13 protein-coding genes are annotated in these 20,024 nt (G+C 44.6%); 8 read left to right on the forward strand and 5 right to left on the reverse strand.

Translation table 11 applies throughout. The features are described from left to right. Nucleotides 1-19 precede the first annotated feature (19 nt). Nucleotides 20-2,272, forward strand: a complete 2,253-nt coding sequence (bglX, locus tag BACHE_RS08340) for a beta-glucosidase BglX (protein WP_013547262.1) — start codon at nt 20-22, stop codon at nt 2,270-2,272. A 67-nt stretch (nt 2,273-2,339) separates the two neighbouring features. On the opposite strand, the gene eno is transcribed toward bglX, so the two are convergent. Both eno and crcB read right to left on the reverse strand, forming a co-directional pair. Beyond that, on the reverse strand, nt 2,340-3,620 hold the full coding sequence (gene eno, locus BACHE_RS08345; RefSeq protein WP_013547263.1) for a phosphopyruvate hydratase: 1,281 nt from the start codon (nt 3,618-3,620) through the stop codon (nt 2,340-2,342). Between the two features lie 80 nt (nt 3,621-3,700). Further along, the gene (gene crcB / locus BACHE_RS08350) at nt 3,701-4,078 is read right to left on the reverse strand and encodes a fluoride efflux transporter CrcB (RefSeq protein ID WP_013547264.1); all 378 of its coding nucleotides are present in this window, start codon (nt 4,076-4,078) and stop codon (nt 3,701-3,703) included. Nucleotides 4,079-4,218: 140 nt separating this feature from the next. Between crcB and BACHE_RS08355 the strand changes: the two genes are divergently transcribed. The 5 genes from BACHE_RS08355 to gcvT all read left to right on the forward strand — a co-directional run bounded on the left by BACHE_RS08355 (nt 4,219) and on the right by gcvT (nt 12,734). Further along, a complete protein-coding gene (locus BACHE_RS08355) occupies nt 4,219-6,273 on the forward strand; it encodes an ATP-binding protein (protein ID WP_013547265.1) in 2,055 nt (684 codons plus the stop codon). 300 nt (nt 6,274-6,573) lie between these two features. After that, nucleotides 6,574-8,694, forward strand: coding sequence for a glycoside hydrolase family 97 protein (locus BACHE_RS08360; RefSeq protein WP_407707871.1), 2,121 nt, complete (start codon nt 6,574-6,576; stop codon nt 8,692-8,694). A gap of 94 nt (nt 8,695-8,788) precedes the next feature. Beyond that, nucleotides 8,789-10,198 (forward strand): amidophosphoribosyltransferase, encoded by a 1,410-nt coding sequence (locus BACHE_RS08365; RefSeq protein WP_013547267.1) that lies wholly within the window; start codon nt 8,789-8,791, stop codon nt 10,196-10,198. Between the two features lie 188 nt (nt 10,199-10,386). Continuing rightward, nucleotides 10,387-11,610, forward strand: a complete 1,224-nt coding sequence (gene pepT / locus BACHE_RS08370) for a peptidase T (protein ID WP_013547268.1) — start codon at nt 10,387-10,389, stop codon at nt 11,608-11,610. A 32-nt stretch (nt 11,611-11,642) separates the two neighbouring features. After that, on the forward strand, nt 11,643-12,734 hold the full coding sequence (gcvT, locus tag BACHE_RS08375; protein ID WP_013547269.1) for a glycine cleavage system aminomethyltransferase GcvT: 1,092 nt from the start codon (nt 11,643-11,645) through the stop codon (nt 12,732-12,734). A 120-nt stretch (nt 12,735-12,854) separates the two neighbouring features. Here gcvT and BACHE_RS08380 read toward each other — a convergent pair whose 3' ends face one another. Both BACHE_RS08380 and BACHE_RS08385 read right to left on the reverse strand, forming a co-directional pair. Continuing rightward, nucleotides 12,855-15,230, reverse strand: a complete 2,376-nt coding sequence (locus BACHE_RS08380) for a transglycosylase domain-containing protein (RefSeq protein ID WP_041579751.1) — start codon at nt 15,228-15,230, stop codon at nt 12,855-12,857. A 90-nt stretch (nt 15,231-15,320) separates the two neighbouring features. Continuing rightward, on the reverse strand, nt 15,321-15,572 hold the full coding sequence (locus BACHE_RS08385) for a type B 50S ribosomal protein L31 (protein ID WP_013547271.1): 252 nt from the start codon (nt 15,570-15,572) through the stop codon (nt 15,321-15,323). A gap of 234 nt (nt 15,573-15,806) precedes the next feature. Here BACHE_RS08385 and BACHE_RS08390 point away from each other — a divergent pair, with 234 nt between their 5' ends. Together BACHE_RS08390 and BACHE_RS08395 are read left to right on the forward strand one after the other, a co-directional pair. Beyond that, complete coding sequence (locus BACHE_RS08390) at nt 15,807-16,817, forward strand: endonuclease/exonuclease/phosphatase family protein (protein WP_013547272.1); 1,011 nt, start codon at nt 15,807-15,809, stop codon at nt 16,815-16,817. A 281-nt stretch (nt 16,818-17,098) separates the two neighbouring features. Further along, nucleotides 17,099-18,103, forward strand: coding sequence for a class II fructose-bisphosphate aldolase (locus tag BACHE_RS08395; RefSeq protein WP_013547273.1), 1,005 nt, complete (start codon nt 17,099-17,101; stop codon nt 18,101-18,103). A gap of 61 nt (nt 18,104-18,164) precedes the next feature. Here the strand turns inward: BACHE_RS08395 and BACHE_RS08400 are convergent, their stop codons facing one another. Beyond that, a complete protein-coding gene (locus BACHE_RS08400) occupies nt 18,165-20,015 on the reverse strand; it encodes a glycoside hydrolase family 13 protein (protein WP_013547274.1) in 1,851 nt (616 codons plus the stop codon). Between the last annotated feature and the right edge of the window lie 9 nt (nt 20,016-20,024).

Here is a 20,024-nt window from a genome sequence, read left to right on the forward strand (position 1 = left end):
CATAGGTATTGTTGAACCCATGAAAATACAAAATATTTTATATATATATCTGTTGATGCTTCCTTTGGCTTCTTGTACGCATGTATCAAATTCTGGAGGAGATGCAGTTATCGAACGGAAAATAGAGAATTTATTGTCAGATATGACCTTGGAGGAGAAACTGGGGCAGATGAACCAGATTTCTTCTTATGGAAACATCGAGGATATGATAGGACTGATAAAGAAAGGTGAAGTCGGTTCTATCCTGAATGAGGTAGACGCAGTGCGGGTGAATGCCTTGCAGCGTGTGGCGGTGGAGGAATCCCGTCTGGGCATTCCGTTGCTGATGGCGCGGGACGTGATTCACGGATTCAAGACCATCTTTCCTATCCCCTTGGGACAAGCGGCTACTTTCGACCCCGAAGTGGCTAAGGACGGTGCACGGATAGCGGCTATCGAAGCTTCGTCCGTAGGCGTTCGCTGGACGTTTGCTCCGATGATTGATATTTCCCGTGACCCCCGTTGGGGACGTATTGCCGAGAGTTGTGGCGAGGATGTATATCTGTCTTCGGTGATGGGATCGGCTATGGTAAAAGGCTTTCAGGGAGATTCGCTGAACAGCCCCACCTCGATAGCGGCGTGTGCCAAGCACTTCGTAGGCTATGGTGCTGCGGAGGGTGGACGCGATTATAATTCTACTTTTATTTCGGAGCGTAGTCTGCGTAATGTTTACTTTCCACCCTTTGAAGCAGCAGCTAAGGCGGGGGTTGCTACGTTTATGACATCGTTCAATGATAACGACGGAGTGCCTTCTACCGGAAACAAGTTTATCCTGAAAGATGTATTGCGCGGTGAGTGGGGATTTGACGGACTGGTGGTGACCGACTGGAACTCTGCCCGCGAAATGATAGCCCACGGATTTGCAGCCGATGATAAGGATGCAGCCACATTGGCGGTAAATGCCGGTGTGGATATGGAAATGGTGAGTTATGCTTTCTTTAAGAATCTGCCGGAACAGATAAAGTCGGGGAAGGTGAAAGAAGAGGTGATAGACGAAGCCGTGAAGAATATACTGCGGGTGAAATTCCGTCTTGGTTTGTTCGATAATCCGTATGTGGATGAGAAACGCCCGTCCGTGATGTATGATGAGTCTCATCTGGCTGCTGCCAAACGTGCTGCGGAAGAGTCTGTCATTCTGCTGAAGAACGAGAGGGAAGTATTACCCTTGAAAGAGACGGTGCGTACGGTTGCCGTGGTGGGACCGATGGCAGATGCTCCCTACGAGCAGTTGGGCACTTGGGTTTTCGATGGCGAAAAATCTCATACGCAGACACCACTTGCCGCCATCAGGTCAATATATGGCGACAAGGTGCAGGTGGTTTATGAACCGGGCCTGACATATAGTCGCGACAAGAATGTGGCGGGTATTGCAAAGGCCGTTTCGGTCACGGCTCATGCCGATGTTGTTATTGCTTTTGTAGGTGAGGAAGCTATCTTGTCCGGTGAGGCACATAGCTTGGCGGACTTGAATCTGCAGGGTGCACAGAGCGAATTGATTGCTGCACTTGCAAAAACCGGGAAACCGTTGGTTACCGTGGTGATGGCGGGTCGCCAGCTTACTATCGGCAAGGAGGCGGAAGAGTCTGATGCTGTGTTATATTCATTCCATCCGGGAACGATGGGCGGTCCGGCAATTGCTGATTTGCTGTTTGGAAAGGCTGTGCCGAGTGGCAAGACTCCGGTCACTTTTCTGAAAGCGGTAGGGCAGATCCCTTTATATTATGCACACAATAATTCAGGAAGACCGGCATCTCTTAATTATAAGCCGTTGGAGGAAATCCCGGTAGAGGCAGGACAAACTTCTGAAGGAAGTTCTTCATCTTACATGGACGCAGGCGTTCAGCCTCTTTATCCGTTTGGATACGGATTGTCCTATACCACCTTTAAATACGGAAAGCCGAAGATTTCTTCCAGGGAGTTGTCTTCCAAAGATGTGTTGACTGTTGTCTTCGACTTGGAGAATACAGGCAGATATGAAGGTACTGAAGTGGTACAACTTTATGTACAAGATAAGGTTGCTTCGGTAACTCGTCCGGTAAAGGAACTGAAGCGCTTTACACGTGTCACTTTGAAGTCGGGTGAGAAAAAAACAGTGACTTTTGAACTTCCGGTCAGTGAACTTGCTTTCTGGAATATAGATATGATGAAGATAGTAGAGCCGGGAGATTTTGCTCTCTGGGTAGCGCCGGATAGTCAATCAGGAGAAGAAATTGGTTTTAGGGTTATAGATTGATTGTGGATTTTAAGGTTAGACAAGAAAGGGACAGGCCGTGATGGTTTGTCCCTTTCGCATTTAATAATCATTTTATCTTTTTATATCCGTAAATGGCACGGCTTTCCAGTTCTTCTTCGATGCGCAGTAATTGATTGTATTTTGCCATGCGGTCTGAACGGCTTAATGATCCCGTCTTGATCTGTCCGCTGTTTGTGGCTACTGCGATGTCGGCAATGGTTGCGTCTTCCGTTTCACCGGAACGGTGGGAGGTGACGGTGGTATAACCGTGGCGGTGAGCCATCTCAATGGCATTCAGAGTTTCCGTAAGAGAACCGATTTGATTTACCTTTATTAGAATAGAGTTAGCACAGCCCTTTTCGATGCCTTTTGCAAGGAAGTCCACGTTGGTGACGAATAGGTCATCGCCCACCAATTGGCAACGATGCCCGATACGGTCGGTCAGTTTCTTCCAGCCGTCCCAATCATTTTCGCTCATACCGTCTTCGATAGAATCGATGGGATATTTGTCAATCAGTTCTTCCAGATAATCAATCTGTTCATCGGCTGTGCGCTTTTTGCCTTTCTCGCCTTCAAACTTGGTGTAGTCGTAAATGCCGTCGTGGTAAAATTCGGAAGAGGCACAGTCCATGGCAATCTTTACGTCCTTGCCCGGTTCGTAACCTGAGGCCTTGATAGCACTGATGATGGAGTTCAGGGCATCTTCTGTACCTTCCAATCGTGGAGCAAAGCCGCCTTCGTCGCCTACTGCCGTGGTGAGTCCGCGATCTTTCAGCACTTTCTTCAAGGCATGAAACACTTCGGCGCCCATACGCAATCCCTCGTGGAAAGAAGCGGCTCCCACGGGGCGGATCATAAATTCCTGGAAGGCGATAGGAGCATCGCTATGTGAGCCTCCGTTGATGATGTTCATCATCGGAACAGGCATTATATAGGTATTTGTACCGCCAAGATACCGATAGAGAGGCATGTCCAGATAAGCTGCGGCCGCTTTGGCTACGGCAAGTGATACGCCGAGAATTGCATTCGCACCCAATTTGGACTTTGTTTTAGTTCCGTCCAGCGCCAGCATGGCGTGGTCAACGCCTATCTGGTCAAGGGCGGACATACCCGTCAGTTTGGGAGCGATAACATCATTGATATTGTTTACGGCCTTCAAAACTCCTTTACCGCTATAACGCTTCTTGTCGCCGTCACGCAGTTCCAGAGCTTCGTGTTCCCCCGTAGATGCGCCCGAAGGAACAGAAGCTCGGCCCATAAATCCTGATTCCAGAATGACATCGACCTCCACGGTAGGGTTTCCTCTCGAATCGAGGATCTCACGTCCGATAATTTTTTCTATTTTCATATTCTTTGAATTTTTAGTATAAACTAAATTGATAACAAGCAAAAGCCGGAAATTGTTTAGTATTTCGGTTCTTGATTCTGTTATATGTAACGTCCGGAAATTCCTCCGGCAAATGCGGCGATTATGCCCAATGTAACACTTAGCAAGATATATAGGAGGAATGTTCCGTAGCAACCTTGTCGCAGTATTATCAGGGCATCGTTGCTGAAAGTGGAGAAGGTGGTGAAACCACCGCACAAACCGGTGGTAAATAGCATGCGCGTCTCGGCAGACAGGCTGAAGCGGGCGGATAGGGCATAAAACAATCCGATGCAGAAACTACCGATGATGTTGACAGTGAGTGTTGCCCAAGGAAAAGAATAGGGGATGATGCGGTTGTGCAAGATCATTTGTACACAATAGCGCAGCACGCTGCCTATGCCGCCACCCAGGAAAATACATATCAGTTCTTTAGTCATGGTGTGATGTCTTGATACTTCTTTTGAGAGTCGCAAAGATAGTGAAGAATAATTAAATATTATTTGTTTATATAAGTTTATCTTTTTTATTGAATTATTCTTATCTTTGAGGAGCTTATAACAACTTAAATTCTAATGGGATGATGATAAAACGTATATGTTGTTTTCTGCTTGCATTCTTGTTTTTCGGGAGTTTCTCTATAAAAGCTTCTAAAAAAGGTGATGTGGTGATAATGAAGCGGATAGACAGTCTTAAACTCTCTCTCTCAAGAAGTGCTTCTCTTGTTGAAAGGTTGCATGTCCTTTATGATTTGTCTGCCTGTTATCGTGACGAGCAGGAAGAATGTGATTATTGTATGATGCTTTATTCGGAAGCGAGTAAAGTCGATTCCATTTTTTTGAAGGAATATGCGGCAGTAACTCTTACCCGTTATTACTATAACAAGAATTTGATGGATAGCGTGGTTTATTGGAGTGGTCAGGTAAAGCGTATTGCCCAAGAACGCGGAAGCTATTCGGACCGATATTTTTTTGTCTGCAATTTGGCTTGTCAGTTCATTCTGTGGTATGATGTCAATGAGGAAGGTGCTAATGAGGCTATCCGGCTTTACCATTTGGCACAGAAAGAGAAAAACAAGACGGGAATATATTCTTGCTGTCAAACTATGGGAGTTGCTTATGTTGTCATGGGGCAAGACAGTATAGCTATCAGCTACTATGAAGAAGGTATAAGGACGGTGCAGAGCATACAGCCTTTGCATTACAGCATCATGCAGTCAATGATGGAGTCATTATTGGAAGCTGCCCTCAGACTGCAGCGTCTTGACCTGGTTGAGAAATATCTAATGCAATATGAGAATTTGACAGAGGATATCGCCAAAGGGAAATACGGAGAGGATAAATATCCCATAGATCGTTGCCGATGGCTGGCAGATTGTTTTCGGTCTGATTATTATATTCTTCGGAACAACTTGGAGGAGGCACGTCGGTATATAGGCAAGGCTTCTGAATACGCTTCTTCGGTAGATGATATTTATGTCAAATATCGTTTCCATTTGTCTTGCGTGTATTATTATAAGGCTAAGCATGAATATATTACAGCCTTGGCTCATATGGATGAAGTGTTGAAGTTAGGTGATTCTACTGAATTGTTCATACTGAAGGGTGAGATTCTAATGCAGGAAGGGCGCGACAGAGAGGCTGCCGAATGCTACCGGCTCGCTATACATAAAACGAAAGAAAAGGCTGACGCTTCTTTCATGCGTCAGATGACGCAGTTGGCGCATTTGCATGATATCAGCCAGGAGACACAGGCTCATAATGAAGAAATTCTGAAAAGGAAACAATGGCAGCTTATCATGTTGCTGAGTAGTGCCTGCTTTTTTATGGCGTTGTTAGTGGTGGTCGTCATTTATACTTTGCGTGTCCGCCGTATGCGTAACAAGATGCGCATTGAACGTGACCGACTGATGGAATCAGAGAATCGGCTCAGTCTGGCCAGAGACAAAGCGGTAGAGTCCGATCGGCTGAAAAGCCTTTTTCTTGCGAACATGAGTCATGAAATCCGTACGCCGCTTAATGCGATCGTGGGATTTTCGCAACTCTTGTGCAGTCCCGAAGATATTGAAGTCTCCGAAGATGAGCGAAAGAGTTTCTCCGACCTCATTCTTCGTAATTCAGATTTACTGCTGAATCTGATCAACGACATTCTCGATGTATCCAAACTGGAGGCCAATTCTTATCATTTTAACTTTGGGGAATGTGACGTCAACGAGTGTTGTCACACTTGTCTGGAAAGTGTACGTCACCGGGTGGCTTCCGGAGTGCGGCTTACTTTCACTCCGCCACAGGAACACTTTTTGCTGAATACGGATAAGTTGAGGCTTGAGCAGGTGTTGATGAACTTGCTGACCAATGCCGCTAAATTTACGGAACAGGGTGAGATAAATGTATCTTATCAACCGGATGAAGAAAGCGGTTACGTGTGCTTCAGCGTGACGGACACCGGATGCGGAGTTCCTGAGGATAAACAGAAAGTAATCTTCAACCGGTTTGAAAAGCTGAATGATTATGTGCAGGGAACCGGTTTGGGACTGGCTATCTGCGCCCTGATTGTGAAGCAATTCGGAGGAACTGTCAAAGTGGACGGAAATTACAGACAGGGAGCGAGGTTTGTATTTACACATCGGTTGTAGTTCTGCACTGATGTGTGCAATCTCTTAAAAAATATAGGTTTAAGTGACACACTGGGATGCATTAAATACCTGACTGATGTGCTTTAAGTGACTTGAGGAATATAAAATGGATTGCATGTTTGCCATGCAAACGTTTGTTCTTACCGTCCTTTATCTTTTTCTCCGGCTGTTTTGTCTTTGTTTGCTTCCTTGCGTATATTTGCAATCATGATAATTAATTCTGTAAATCATAACATGAGAGACATGAGAACGAATTGTACCAAAGTGATTTTTTTGCTGTTTGCTTTGTTGGCGGGCGGCATGGTGAAAGCTGAAGACATCAAACAGTCAACGGCAGAAAACATTGGCTCCCCGAACGGTAATCTGCAATTGAATTTTACTGTAAACGCTCAGGGACAGCCTGTTTACGAACTTTTTTATAAGGGAAAGGCTGTGATTAAACCCTCCAGGCTTGGACTGGAATTGAAGAATGATCCGGGATTGATGAATGGCTTTACATTAGTTGATGCCAAAACTTCTGCGTTTGATGAAACATGGCAACCGGTTTGGGGTGAAGTGAAGCAAATCCGAAACCATTACAATGAACTGGTCGTGACGTTGAACCAAAAGGAGCAAGACCGCAATATCATTATCCGTTTCAGGCTTTTCGATGATGGTATTGGTTTCCGTTACGAGTTTCCCTTGCAGAAGAATCTGAATTATTTTGTTATCAAAGAGGAGCATACACAGTTTGCCATGACCGGTGATCATAAAGCATTCTGGATTCCAGGTGACTATGATACGCAGGAGTATGATTATACGGAGTCCAGACTCTCTGAAATACGTGGACTGATGAAAGAGGCTGTTACGGAAAACTCATCGCAGACTCAATTCTCGCCAACAGGTGTGCAGACTTCCTTACAGATGAAGACGGCCGATGGTCTATACATCAATCTGCATGAAGCGGCTCTGGTGGATTATTCTTGCATGCACCTGAATCTGGATGACAAAAACTTAGTCTTTGAATCTTGGCTGACTCCCGATGTGCAGGGTGACAAAGGCTATCTTCAGGCTCCTTGTAAGTCACCGTGGCGTACAGTTATCGTGAGCGATGACGCACGCGATATTTTGGCTTCAAAGATAACGTTGAATCTGAATGAGCCTTGTGCCTATGAGGATGTATCATGGATAAAGCCCGTGAAGTATGTAGGTGTATGGTGGGAAATGATCGCAGGGAAGAGTACTTGGGCCTATACGGATGAATTGCCTTCGGTGAAGTTGGGCGAGACTGATTATTCAAAAGTGAAACCGAACGGACGTCACGGCGCCAACAACGAGAATGTCAAACGTTATATTGACTTTGCCGCTGCCAACGGTCTTGATCAGGTATTGGTGGAAGGCTGGAATGAAGGATGGGAAGATTGGTTCGGTAACTCAAAGGATTATGTGTTTGACTTCGTGACTCCATATCCTGATTTTAATGTGAAGATGCTGAATGATTATGCCAAAAGCAAGGGTGTGAAGTTGATGATGCATCATGAAACTTCTGCTTCTGTAAGAAACTACGAACGCCATATGGACAAGGCTTATCAGTTTATGGTGGATAATGGCTACAATGCGGTGAAAAGCGGATATGTAGGAAATATCATCCCCCGTGGCGAGCATCATTATGGACAGTGGATGAATAATCATTACCTCTATGCCGTGAAGAAAGCTGCTGATTACCGGATTTGCGTCAATGGGCATGAAGCCGTGCGCCCCACCGGTTTGTGCCGTACTTATCCGAACCTGATCGGCAATGAATCTGCACGTGGCACGGAATATGAGGCATTCGGCGGCAGCAAACCGTTCCATACCACCTTGCTTCCTTTCAACCGTCTTATCGGCGGACCGATGGATTATACTCCGGGTATTTTTGATATCAAACTTGACTTTATGGGTGACCTGCCTCACGGACGTGTGCAGACTACGCTGGCAAAGCAGTTGGCTCTGTATGTTACTCTGTACAGCCCATTGCAGATGGCTGCCGATTTGGTGGAAAATTATGAGAAACACATGGATGCTTTCCAGTTCATCAAGGATGTTGCTGTTGACTGGGATGACAGCAAATACATCGAAGCCGAGCCCGGGGATTATATTACAGTGGCTCGTAAAGCAAAGGGAACTGGAAATTGGTTTGTCGGAGGAATCACTGATGAAAATGCACGTACCGCCAACTTTACTCTTGATTTCCTTGAATCCGGCAAGCAATATGTTGCTACCCTTTATGCCGATGGAAAAGATGCGGACTATAAGGAGAATCCTACTTCTTACCGGATAAAGAAAGGAATTGTGACCAATAAGACGAAGATGTCCGTGAAAGAGGCACGCAGTGGCGGTTTTGCGTTGAGTCTGATAGAAGCTGTTCCGGCAGACAGGAAGGTTGTGGGAAAATGGAAATAAATCGCTAAAAAAAGCAGATGCCTTCTGTGTCCTCTATGGGATTTTTGTACCTTTGTGTCCGTAATTTTAATAACCATTAACAGGAGATATATTTATGGGAGGTTTTTTCGGGGCGGTCGCCAAGGCAAGCTGTGTGGCTGACTTGTTTTACGGTACGGATTATAATTCGCATTTGGGGACAAAACGTGGCGGATTGGCAACGTATGATGCAGAGGCGGCAGTTTTTACACGGTCTATTCATAACTTGGAAAGCACTTATTTCCGCACGAAGTTTGAAGACGAATTGGGCAAATTCAAAGGAAATTCCGGTATCGGAATCATCAGCGATACAGATCCTCAGCCGCTTATATTGAACTCTCATCTCGGTCGGTTTGCCATCGTTACGGTGGCCAAGATCATAAATCTGCAAGAACTGGAGAATGAACTTCTTACTCGGAATATGCATTTTGCGGAGCTTAGCTCAGGCAAGACCAATCAGACTGAGCTTATTGCCCTTCTTCTGATACAAGGTAAGAACTTTGTGGAGGGGATCGAAAATGTGTATAAACATATCAAAGGTTCTTGCTCCATGTTGTTGCTTACGGAGGACGGCATCATTGCTGCACGTGACTGGTGGGGGCGTACTCCCATCGTGATTGGCCGGAAGAATGGCGCTTATGCTGCTACGAGTGAATCAAGCAGTTTCCCGAATTTAGATTATCAGATAGAGCGTTATCTCGGTCCGGGGGAGATAGTGCGCATGCGTGCTGATGGAGTAGAGCAGATGCGCAAACCCAATGAACAAATGCAGGTTTGTTCTTTTTTGTGGGTGTATTACGGCTTTCCCACTTCCTGCTATGAAGGTAGAAACGTGGAAGATGTACGCTTTACATCTGGTTTCAAGATGGGACAGAAAGATGAATCGAAGGTGGACTGCGCCTGTGGGATACCCGATTCGGGCGTAGGTATGGCATTGGGGTATGCAGAGGGAAAAGGTGTCCCTTATCATCGTGCCATTTCAAAATATACTCCTACCTGGCCCCGCAGTTTTACTCCAAGCAATCAGGAAATGCGCAGCTTGGTGGCAAAGATGAAACTGATACCCAACCGTGCCATGCTGGAAGGCAAGCGTCTGCTGTTCTGCGATGATTCTATCGTACGTGGCACGCAACTGCGGGATAATGTAAAGGTGCTGTATGAGTATGGTGCTAAGGAGGTACATATCCGTATCGCTTGTCCGCCCTTGATTTACGGTTGTCCTTTTATTGGTTTTACTGCTTCTAAAAGCGATTTGGAATTAATCACCCGTCGTGTGATTAAGGAATTGGAAGGTGATGAAAATAAGAATCTTGACAGATATGCCACTACCGGTTCGCCGGAATATGAGAAAATGGTAGATGTCATTCGTGAACGTTTTGGCTTGTCTTCGCTGAAGTTCAATACATTGGAAACATTGATAGAAGCTATCGGATTACCCAAATGTAAGGTATGTACACATTGTTTTGATGGCAGCAGTCATTTCTAATTGACAAATTGTTGTTGATGGATAAAAAAGGGGTGTGAATTACTTGGCAGTTCACGCCCCTTTTTTTACCTTTACGGCAGTTAAATGATAATTTGTAAGGCTGTACCGTAATTCCTTCTTATATACGGATTACACGCTGTTAATTTTCATTTTAAGTATCGCGTTATAGATCATTAATCCTGAATGGTATGACTTTAGTAGAACGTTTTTTGAAGTATGTAAGTTTCGATACTCAGTCGAGTGAAGAAAGTGGAGTAACTCCAAGCACTCCGGGGCAAATGGCATTTGCGGAATTTTTGAAAGAAGAATTGGAGTCCTTGGGACTGGAGGAAATCTCCTTAGATGAACACGGCTATTTGTTTGCCACCCTTCCGGCAAACACGGAGAAACCGTTACCTGCCGTCGGCTTTATTGCACACATGGATACAAGTCCCGATATGAGTGGCAAGGACGTGACACCCCGTATCGTAGAGAATTATGACGGCAAGGACATTGTGCTTTGTGCTGAAGAAAATATAGTATTGTCTCCTTCGCAATTTCCCGAACTGCTTGATCATAAAGGGGAGGATCTGATCGTAACCAATGGCAAGACTTTGCTTGGGGCTGATGACAAAGCCGGTATTGCCGAGATTGTATCAGCCGTCGTCTATCTGCAAGAGCATCCTGAAATAAAGCACGGTAAAATTCGTATCGGCTTCAATCCTGATGAGGAAATCGGATTGGGTGCACATAAGTTTGATGTCCGGCAATTCGGCTGTGAATGGGCCTACACAATGGATGGCGGTGAAGTGGGAGAACTTGAGTTTGAAAATTTTAATGCTGCTTCCGCCAAGATTACTTTCAAGGGACGCAATGTACATCCGGGGTATGCCAAGAACAAAATGGTCAATTCAGTCCGTGTGGCCAACCGCTTCATTACATTGCTTCCGGCACACGAAACTCCGGAACATACTGAAGGCTATGAAGGTTTTTTCCATCTTATTGGTATTGGTGGTGATGTAGAGCAGACTACGGTTTCCTATATTATCCGCGACCATGATCGTACCCATTTTGAAGACCGCAAGAAGCAGATGGAGCGTTGGGTAGCATTCATTAATGGTGAATACGGAGAGGGTACTGCAACTCTTGAACTGCATGATCAATATTATAATATGCGTGAACAAATTGAACCGGTAATGCATGTTATTGATGTCGCATTTGCCGCAATGAAGGCTGTTGGGGTTGATCCTCGTGTAAAAGCTATCCGTGGGGGGACAGACGGTGCACAGCTTTCTTTCAAAGGACTGCCTTGTCCCAATATTTTTGCCGGCGGACTCAACTTTCACGGGCGCTATGAGTTTGTGCCTGTTCAGAGCATGGAAAAGGCTATGAATGTCATCGTGAAGATTGCGGAACTCATTGCTGCTAAATAATACTTAATACCTAATATTTAATACCTGTTTTTATGAAAATTACTCCATTTACCGAGAAGCACATTTCGTTAGGTGCAAAGATGCACGAGTTTGCGGGATATAATATGCCTATTGAATATTCGGGCATCATTGACGAACATCTTACCGTTTGTCAGGGTGTCGGTGTTTTTGACGTTTCGCACATGGGTGAATTTTGGGTGAAAGGCCCTCACGCGCTGAACTTTCTGCAGAAAGTGACTTCTAATAATGTGGCCGTCCTTACTCCGGGAAAAGTGCAATATACTTGTTTCCCTAATGAGAAAGGGGGGATTGTTGATGATCTTCTTGTATATCACTATGAACCGGAGAAGTACCTTCTTGTAGTGAATGCTTCCAATATTGAGAAAGACTGGAATTGGTGTGTCTCTCATAATACAGAGGGAGCCGAGCTGGAAAATGCTTCCGACCGCATGGCTCAGCTTGCCGTACAAGGGCCTAAGGCCATATTGGCTTTACAGAAGCTGACTTCCATCAACCTCTCGGAACTTCCTTATTATACCTTTACTCATGGGGAATTTGCCGGAGAGAAAGACGTCATTATTTCCAATACCGGCTATACAGGTGCTGGGGGATTTGAACTGTACTTCTATCCGGAGGCGGCCATGAAGATATGGGATGCCGTATTTGAGGCAGGTGCAGAGTTCGGCATTAAGCCTGTGGGCTTGGGAGCTCGTGATACTCTTCGTCTGGAAATGGGATTTTGTCTGTATGGCAATGACTTGGATGATACTACTTCACCTATTGAAGCTGGACTGGGATGGATTACTAAATTTGTGGATGGCAAGAATTTTACTAACCGCGTTATGCTGGAGAAACAGAAAACTGAAGGCGTTTCCCGCAAATTGGTCGGTTTTGAGATGATTGACCGTGGTATTCCCCGTCATGGTTACGAGCTTTGCAATGCAGAAGGAGAACCTGTCGGTATGGTTACGTCCGGAACAATGTCGCCTACTCGTAAGATAGGTATCGGTATGGGGTATGTGAAACCGGCATACAGTAAAGCAGGTACTGAAATCTATATTGATATGCGCGGGCGAAAGCTGAAAGTTCAGGTTGTGAAACCGCCTTTCCGCAAAGTGGACTGATTGGCTGTCCCGTAGAGATATTGAGAAATAAACGCTCCCCAAAGCCAGATAGAAACTTTTGGGAGCGTTTATTTTGTGGTGGAAAGTCTTCTTTTTCTCTATGTCGTAGTAGGAGATTACCTATTCTTCTATAATTTCCTTCAATGCGATGCTGTCTATGGCAATGGAGTCAGTGTCATGCGGATGATAGATTGTGCGGCAACCGTACTCTTTGCTTATTTTTTCTTTGGCCTGCGGAAAACGGGCTTGATATTGTTTCAGGCTGTTGTCTTTCAGTACCTGTTCCATAAAATAAGCAAATATGGGTAGGGCTGTGCGGCTGCCTTGTCCTAATTCTCCCGTGCGGAAATGGATGCTGCGGTGCTCGCCGCCTACCCAGGAGCCGCCTATTAATTTGGGAGTAACACCTACAAACCAGGCGTCCGAGTGGTTGGAAGAAGTTCCTGTTTTTCCACCGAATTCGGTATTGTAACGGTGCAGGTCATATCCCCACAGAGCTTGTGATGTTCCCAAAGGTTCGGTCAGTCCGGCTTTCAGCATTTCTGTCATCAGGAATGCTGTTTCATAAGGAAGCACTTGCCTCTGTTCTGTCTTGTCCTCATAAATGATTTTTCCGTTGGCATCTTCAATGCGCATGATCAGTATCGGATCATGGGTCTTTCCTTCGTTGATGACGGTGCTGTAAGCATTGACCAGTTCCAACAAAGAGACATCCGATGCCCCCAGACTGAGTGCAGGCGTTTCTTCAAGCGGGGTTTTGATGCCCATGACATGTGCGGTTTCTGCAACTTTATGTATTCCGACTTCTTGCCCTACTTGCACGGCAATGGTGTTTACCGATCGGGCAAAAGCTGCTTTCAGTGAGAGAGTGTCTCCTGTATATTCACCGTTGGCGTTTCGTGGAATCCATTTGGCAGGTTTATTGTCTTCTATTACATTGTACACATCTTGCTGGTCTATGCGGTAGTCGCAGGGAGACATGCCGGCATTGAATCCTGCCGTATAGACAAACAGTTTGAAGGTGGAACCGGGTTGGCGTTTGGAAAGTACCTTGTCATATTTCCATGAACCGAAGTTGATGTCACCTACCCAGGCTTTGACATGGCCGGTTTGTGGTTCCATGGCAACGAAACTGCAATGCATGAAGTGTTCCATATAACGGATGGAATCTATTGTACTGATGGTAGTGTCGCGAGTACCTGAATCATAATCGAATACTTTCAGACGGTGAGGGAGATTGAGATAATAATTTATAGAGTCCGGTTGGGCGGGATATTTTGCGGCAAGTATTTTATAGGAGGCGGTACGTTTGGCCAGGTCTTCTATAAAGTGCGGTATCTCCCTGTGGTTGCGGTCGCGCCAGGGAGCCTGATTGCCCCAATGATTGTTGAAGTTTCTCTGCACAATGCGCATTTGACGGTTTGCGGCGGCTTCGGCATATTGCTGCATGCGGCTGTCAAGGGTAGTGTATATTTTCAGTCCGTCGGCATAGAGGTCTATTCCGTTTTCTTTGCACCAGGGAGCTAAATAATCAGCGACGGCTTCACGGAAGTAGAGGGCTTTTCCGTCATAATTTGTCTCAACATTATAGTTCAGATTGATAGGAATTTGCTTGATGGAGTCGTATTCGGCACGGGTGATTCCGTGATGTTTCCACAGATTTTCCAATACTACGTTGCGGCGTTTCATACTGTTTTCCGGGTGCAGGCGTGGATTGTAAGTAGTGGTGGCTTTCAGTAATCCCACTAAAGTGGCTCCCTGTTCGCAGGTGATTTCCATGGGAGTGGTGTGGAAGTAAGTTTTACAGGCGGTCTTTATGCCATAAGCGTTACTTCCGAAGTCCACGGTGTTGAGGTACATCGTCAGTATTTCTTGTTTGGAATAGAACATTTCAATTTTGACTGCCGTAATCCATTCTTTAGATTTCATGATAAGCAGTTTCAAACCGGGAATCTTGCCTATGATTCCTGTAGAATATTGTGAACGGACTTTAAACATATTCTTCACCAACTGTTGGGTGAGGGTACTGGCTCCCCGTGCATCTCCTTTTGCCATATCTTTGATGGCTGCGAATACTCCTTGAAAGTCGATACCGAAATGTTGGTAGAATCGTTCGTCTTCGGTGCTGATAAGTGTTTTGATGAGCAGGGGAGAGATTTCTTCATAACTGACAGGACTACGGTTCTCGCGAAAATATTTGCCGATGAGTTTGCCGTCTGCACTGTATATTTCGGAGGCAATGGGCTGTTCGGGATTGTGGATGCTCGACAAAGTGGGTGATTTGCCGAATAGCCAAAGGAAATTAATGTCTACCATAATCAGATAGAGGAGGAATACAACGATGAAAGTCGTGAAAGATGCCAATGCCTTCTTATACCAGGGCTTGTTGTGATAGAGTTTTGTGTACCATTTCTTGAATTTCCGGTATGTATCGGTCGTATAATGAGATCCGTTTTCTATGAGTGATCTCCATTTCCGGTAATCATTTTTTGTCATATGGCTGTCATTTATAAAGGCTGTCTTGTGTAACAAAAAAGGGAATCTTTTTGAATAAGACCCCCTTTTTTCAGTCCTTTAAAAACTGAATTATTTCTTGCGGTTGCCGTAGCGGCTCATGAACTTGTCAACGCGACCGGCAGTGTCAACCAACTTAGACTTACCTGTATAGAACGGGTGAGAAGTGCTGGAAATTTCCATTTTTATCACCGGATAAGTTTCTCCTTCGAATTCTACTGTTTCTTTAGAGTTTGCAGTTGAACGAGACAAGAACATGTCACCATTTGACATATCTTTGAATACTACCGGGCGGTAATTTTCTGGATGAATACCTTTTTTCATTTCGATATTTGTTTTTTAAATTTATATTCTATTACTATTTTGGTAAGAAATAGTGTAATGGTCATTTTTCGGGTGCAAAGATAGTGTAAGTCAGAGACACTACAAAATATATTTTGATTTATTTTGAGTGTCAATGAGAGGACATATCGGTTCTAATGAGAAAAAAGTTTCAGGAAAAAATAGGTTTATCTCATTTTATTTCTGATTTTTGTGGTGTATTAATCTTGTTGATTTATGAAAAAATTACTTATTTTATTCTCATTCTGGTTTTGCGCCATCACCTTGGGTGCACAGAATAATTCGAAGAGAGAACTGTATAGCGTTGCATTTTATAATCTTGAAAACCTGTTTGATACAATTCATGATACGGGTAAAAATGATTATGAGTTTTTGCCTGATGGTAGTTATAAATGGACGGCAAAGAAATATCAATCCAAATTGCGGAATATGTCAAAGGTGTTAGGCTCTCTCTCCAAAGAGCTTGTTCCTGAGGGACCTGCTTTTATCGGTGTGGCTGAAGTGGAAAACCGCAATGTGCTGGTGGATTTGGTAAAGCAGCCTGCTATTTCCAATTATGAATTCATACATTATGAAGGTCCCGACAAGAGAGGAATAGATTGTGCTTTGTTGTATGACCCCAAGCAGTTCAGTGTAACCGGTTCCAAGTTGGTTCCTTCTGTTCCTTTCAAGGGAGATACGGTGCATCTGACTCGTGGCTTCCTGATAGTGGACGGTCAATTGGCGGGAGAACGCGTTTGCGTCATAGTCAATCACTGGCCTTCCCGTGGAGCGAAAGCAGAAGTGCGGATACATGCTGCCCGGCAGGTAGAGGCATTGAAAGACTCGCTGTTGCATAAGGATAAGAAGCTGAAACTGATTGTGATGGGAGATATGAATGATGATCCGATGGACGAAAGCATGCAGGCGTTGGGAGCACGGAAGTATGCCAAAAAAGTGAGGAAAGGAGAATTTTACAATCCGTGGTGGGAAACTTTGGAAGACAAAGGGGTGGGAACTCTCCTTTATCAAGGTAAGTGGAACCTGTTTGATCAGATTGTTGTCTCAAAACCTTTGTTGAAATCAAGGAAAGGATTGCGGTATGATCATAATGAGGTATTTATCCGTGATTATCTCATACAGCAAGACGGCAAATACAAAGGTGCTCCATTGCGTACGCATGGCGGACGTATCTGGTTGAACGGTTATAGTGACCATTTGCCTACTATTATTTACCTGAGAAAGTAATTCTATAATATATTGTAATAAGAAGTCGGGAAACAAACATATTTTCCGACTTTTTTGTTACTACAACTGAATACGCAAGAAAGTGCTTGAAGCCTGTTTATATGAAAGGTATTTGTAACATGGAGATTACAATAATCTGTTAAACGAAGCCAACAGCTTTAAAATAGGATGTATTTCATAGAGTAAAGCAAATATTTTATTCCTGTCAGGTTCTTAACTTTAAAGGATAATGCTTACTTTTGCGTAGAATTTTTATTCACTAACAATAAACTTTAAACAAAATGGTAAATTACAAAGATTTAGGATTGGTAAACACAAGAGAGATGTTTGCTAAGGCCATCAAAGGTGGATATGCTATTCCGGCATTCAACTTCAACAATATGGAACAGATGCAGGCTATCATCAAGGCTGCTGTTGAAACTAAATCTCCTGTGATTCTTCAGGTTTCTAAAGGCGCCCGTCAGTATGCAAACGCTACTTTGTTGCGTTATATGGCTCAAGGTGCAGTAGAATATGCTAAAGAATTAGGTTGTGCGCATCCCGAAATTGTTCTTCACCTTGATCATGGTGATACTTTTGAAACCTGCAAGTCTTGTATTGATTCCGGTTTTTCTTCAGTAATGATCGATGGTTCTCATCTTCCTTATGATGAAAACGTTGCTCTGACTAAGAAAGTAGTTGAATATGCTCACCAATTCGATGTAACCGTAGAAGGTGAACTCGGTGTATTGGCAGGCGTGGAAGATGAAGTTTCTTCCGACCACCACACATATACTGAACCGGACGAAGTTGTTGACTTTGTTACAAAGACAGGTTGCGACAGCTTGGCTATCTCTATCGGTACATCTCATGGTGCTTACAAATTTACTCCGGAACAATGCCATATTGACCCCGCTACCGGCCGAATGGTTCCTCCTCCTTTGGCATTCAATGTATTGGACGCTGTGATGAAAGAACTTCCAGGATTCCCCATCGTTCTTCACGGTTCATCTTCTGTTCCTGAAGAGGAAGTTGAAACTATCAATAAATATGGTGGTGCGTTGAAAGCTGCCATCGGTATCCCTGAAGAAGAACTCCGCAAAGCAGCCAAGTCTGCTGTTTGCAAGATCAATATTGACTCCGACTCTCGTCTTGCTATGACTGCTGCCATCCGCAAGACATTTGCCGAGAAGCCGGCAGAGTTCGATCCTCGCAAGTATCTGGGTCCGGCTCGTGATAATATGGAGAAGCTGTATAAACATAAAATCGTTAATGTACTTGGTTCAGACGGTAAATTGGCTGAATAAGAACAGATTTTCCCTAAATAAATTAGCCCTTGCAATAGTCTATATTGCAAGGGCTAAATTTTTATAATTCAATGACGAGTGATTCTCTCGGCCCCATTTTCAGTTCTTTATCGAAGAGAATGGTTTTGCCGCTGAGGATGTCTTTCCCCTGTTTGCTATCTTTCAATATTTCTTTGTAGAATTTCAGAGGCAGTATTGTTTCAGTGTCTGCACCATTCAGCATCACGAATACTGTTTTGTCCTTATATTGGCGTGCATAGGCATATACACCGTTCTGTACCATAAATTGAATCATATTTCCTTTGGCTATGATGTCATTTCCTTTGCGCCAGTTCAATATTGTTTTGTAGAAGTTGTAGCAATCGTTTTGCAGTTTGCTGCGTCCTTCGGCTGTAAGGGCGGTTGTTTTGTCGCTGCTCCATCCTCCGGGGAAGTCTTTGCGTACATATCCGTCACTTTGGCTTTTCACCCCGTTCATCATGATCTCTGTTCCGTAGTAAAGTTGCGGAATGCGGCGTGTCGTGAGCAGTAAGGTAGAGGCTTGTTTCAGCATTGGCAGATTGTCGCTTTCTCCCAGAAAACGGTCTGTATCGTGGTTTTCGATGAAGGCCAGTACGGAAGCCGGGTTGGGATAAAGGAAGTCATAAACGAAATTGTTGTATATGCGGTCCAGCCCTTTGAACCAAGTTTCGGTCTGTTCTGTTTTGGCAGTATTGATTTTGTCGAAGAAGCTGAAGTCCATAACAGTTTTCAGGTTGCTGTTTTTGGGGGCGGATAGTTCGGAATCCTTCTGCCACCATGCAGTGTAGGCGGGTTCTGTGACCCAGGTTTCACCTACGGTGTTATAATTGGGATATTCTTCGTTCAGTTCTTTCATCCAGTTGCTCATGGCGTCATAGTCTGCATACGGATAAGTATCCATACGAATGCCGTCGATGTCGGCATATTCAATCCACCAAAAGCTGTTCTGAACCAGATAACGGTAAACATGCGGGTTCTTTTGGTTAAGATCGGGCATGGCTGTTACAAACCATCCGTCATTCATCTGGTCGAAATCATAGTTGGAAGTATATGGATCGACATGTGGTGTGAGTTTGAATGATGTCTGCACAAAGTTTTTCTCATGATCCGGATTGTTGAACCAGTCTTTGGATGGCATGTCTTTAATCCATGCATGTTCTACGCCACAATGGTTGAATATCATGTCCATTACAATCTTGATGCCGCGTGCATGAGATTTTTCAATCAGTTGTCTGTATTCTTCATTTGTTCCGAAACGCGGGTCCACCCTGTAATAATCGGTGGTGGCATAGCCATGATAAGAACCTCCGGTCATGTTGTTTTCCAGTACCGGGGTGAACCAGAGAGCTGTTACACCGAGGTCGGAAAAGTAATCGAGATGCTGTCCGATGCCTGCAAGATCGCCTCCGTGACGTGCATTAGGATCATTACGATCTACTTTGTATTCGGCCATTCCGTCAATCTGGTCGTTGTCGGGATTACCGTTGGCAAAGCGATCGGGCATCAGCAGATACAATGCGTCGGAAGCATCGAAGCCTTTGTGTTCGCAGCCTTTCTTAGCGCGTTTTTTCAGCTCGTATTCTCTGACAAGTTTCTTTTTGCCTTCGGTGAAAGTGAGGACTATTTTTCCCGGTTTCACATTCTTGTCCAGTTTCAGATATACCAGCAGGTAGTTGTTGCTTTCCAGTTTTACTGTACTGCTTAATGAGACGCCGGGATAGCTGACGGATGCCGTGGCATTGCCGATGCCCTCACCATATACCATTAGCTGAAGCTCAGGATTCTGCATCCCGGCATACCAGAACGGAGGGTCAATTTTATTCACATTCATAGCTGCATAAGTGCTTAGGGAGAGTAGAATTGCTCCAAGGATAGAAAAAACTTTTCTCATGATAGTAAC

Origin of the sequence: Bacteroides helcogenes P 36-108, assembly GCF_000186225.1 — a bacterium.
In the GTDB taxonomy this organism is placed as follows: Bacteria; Bacteroidota; Bacteroidia; order Bacteroidales; family Bacteroidaceae; genus Bacteroides; species Bacteroides helcogenes.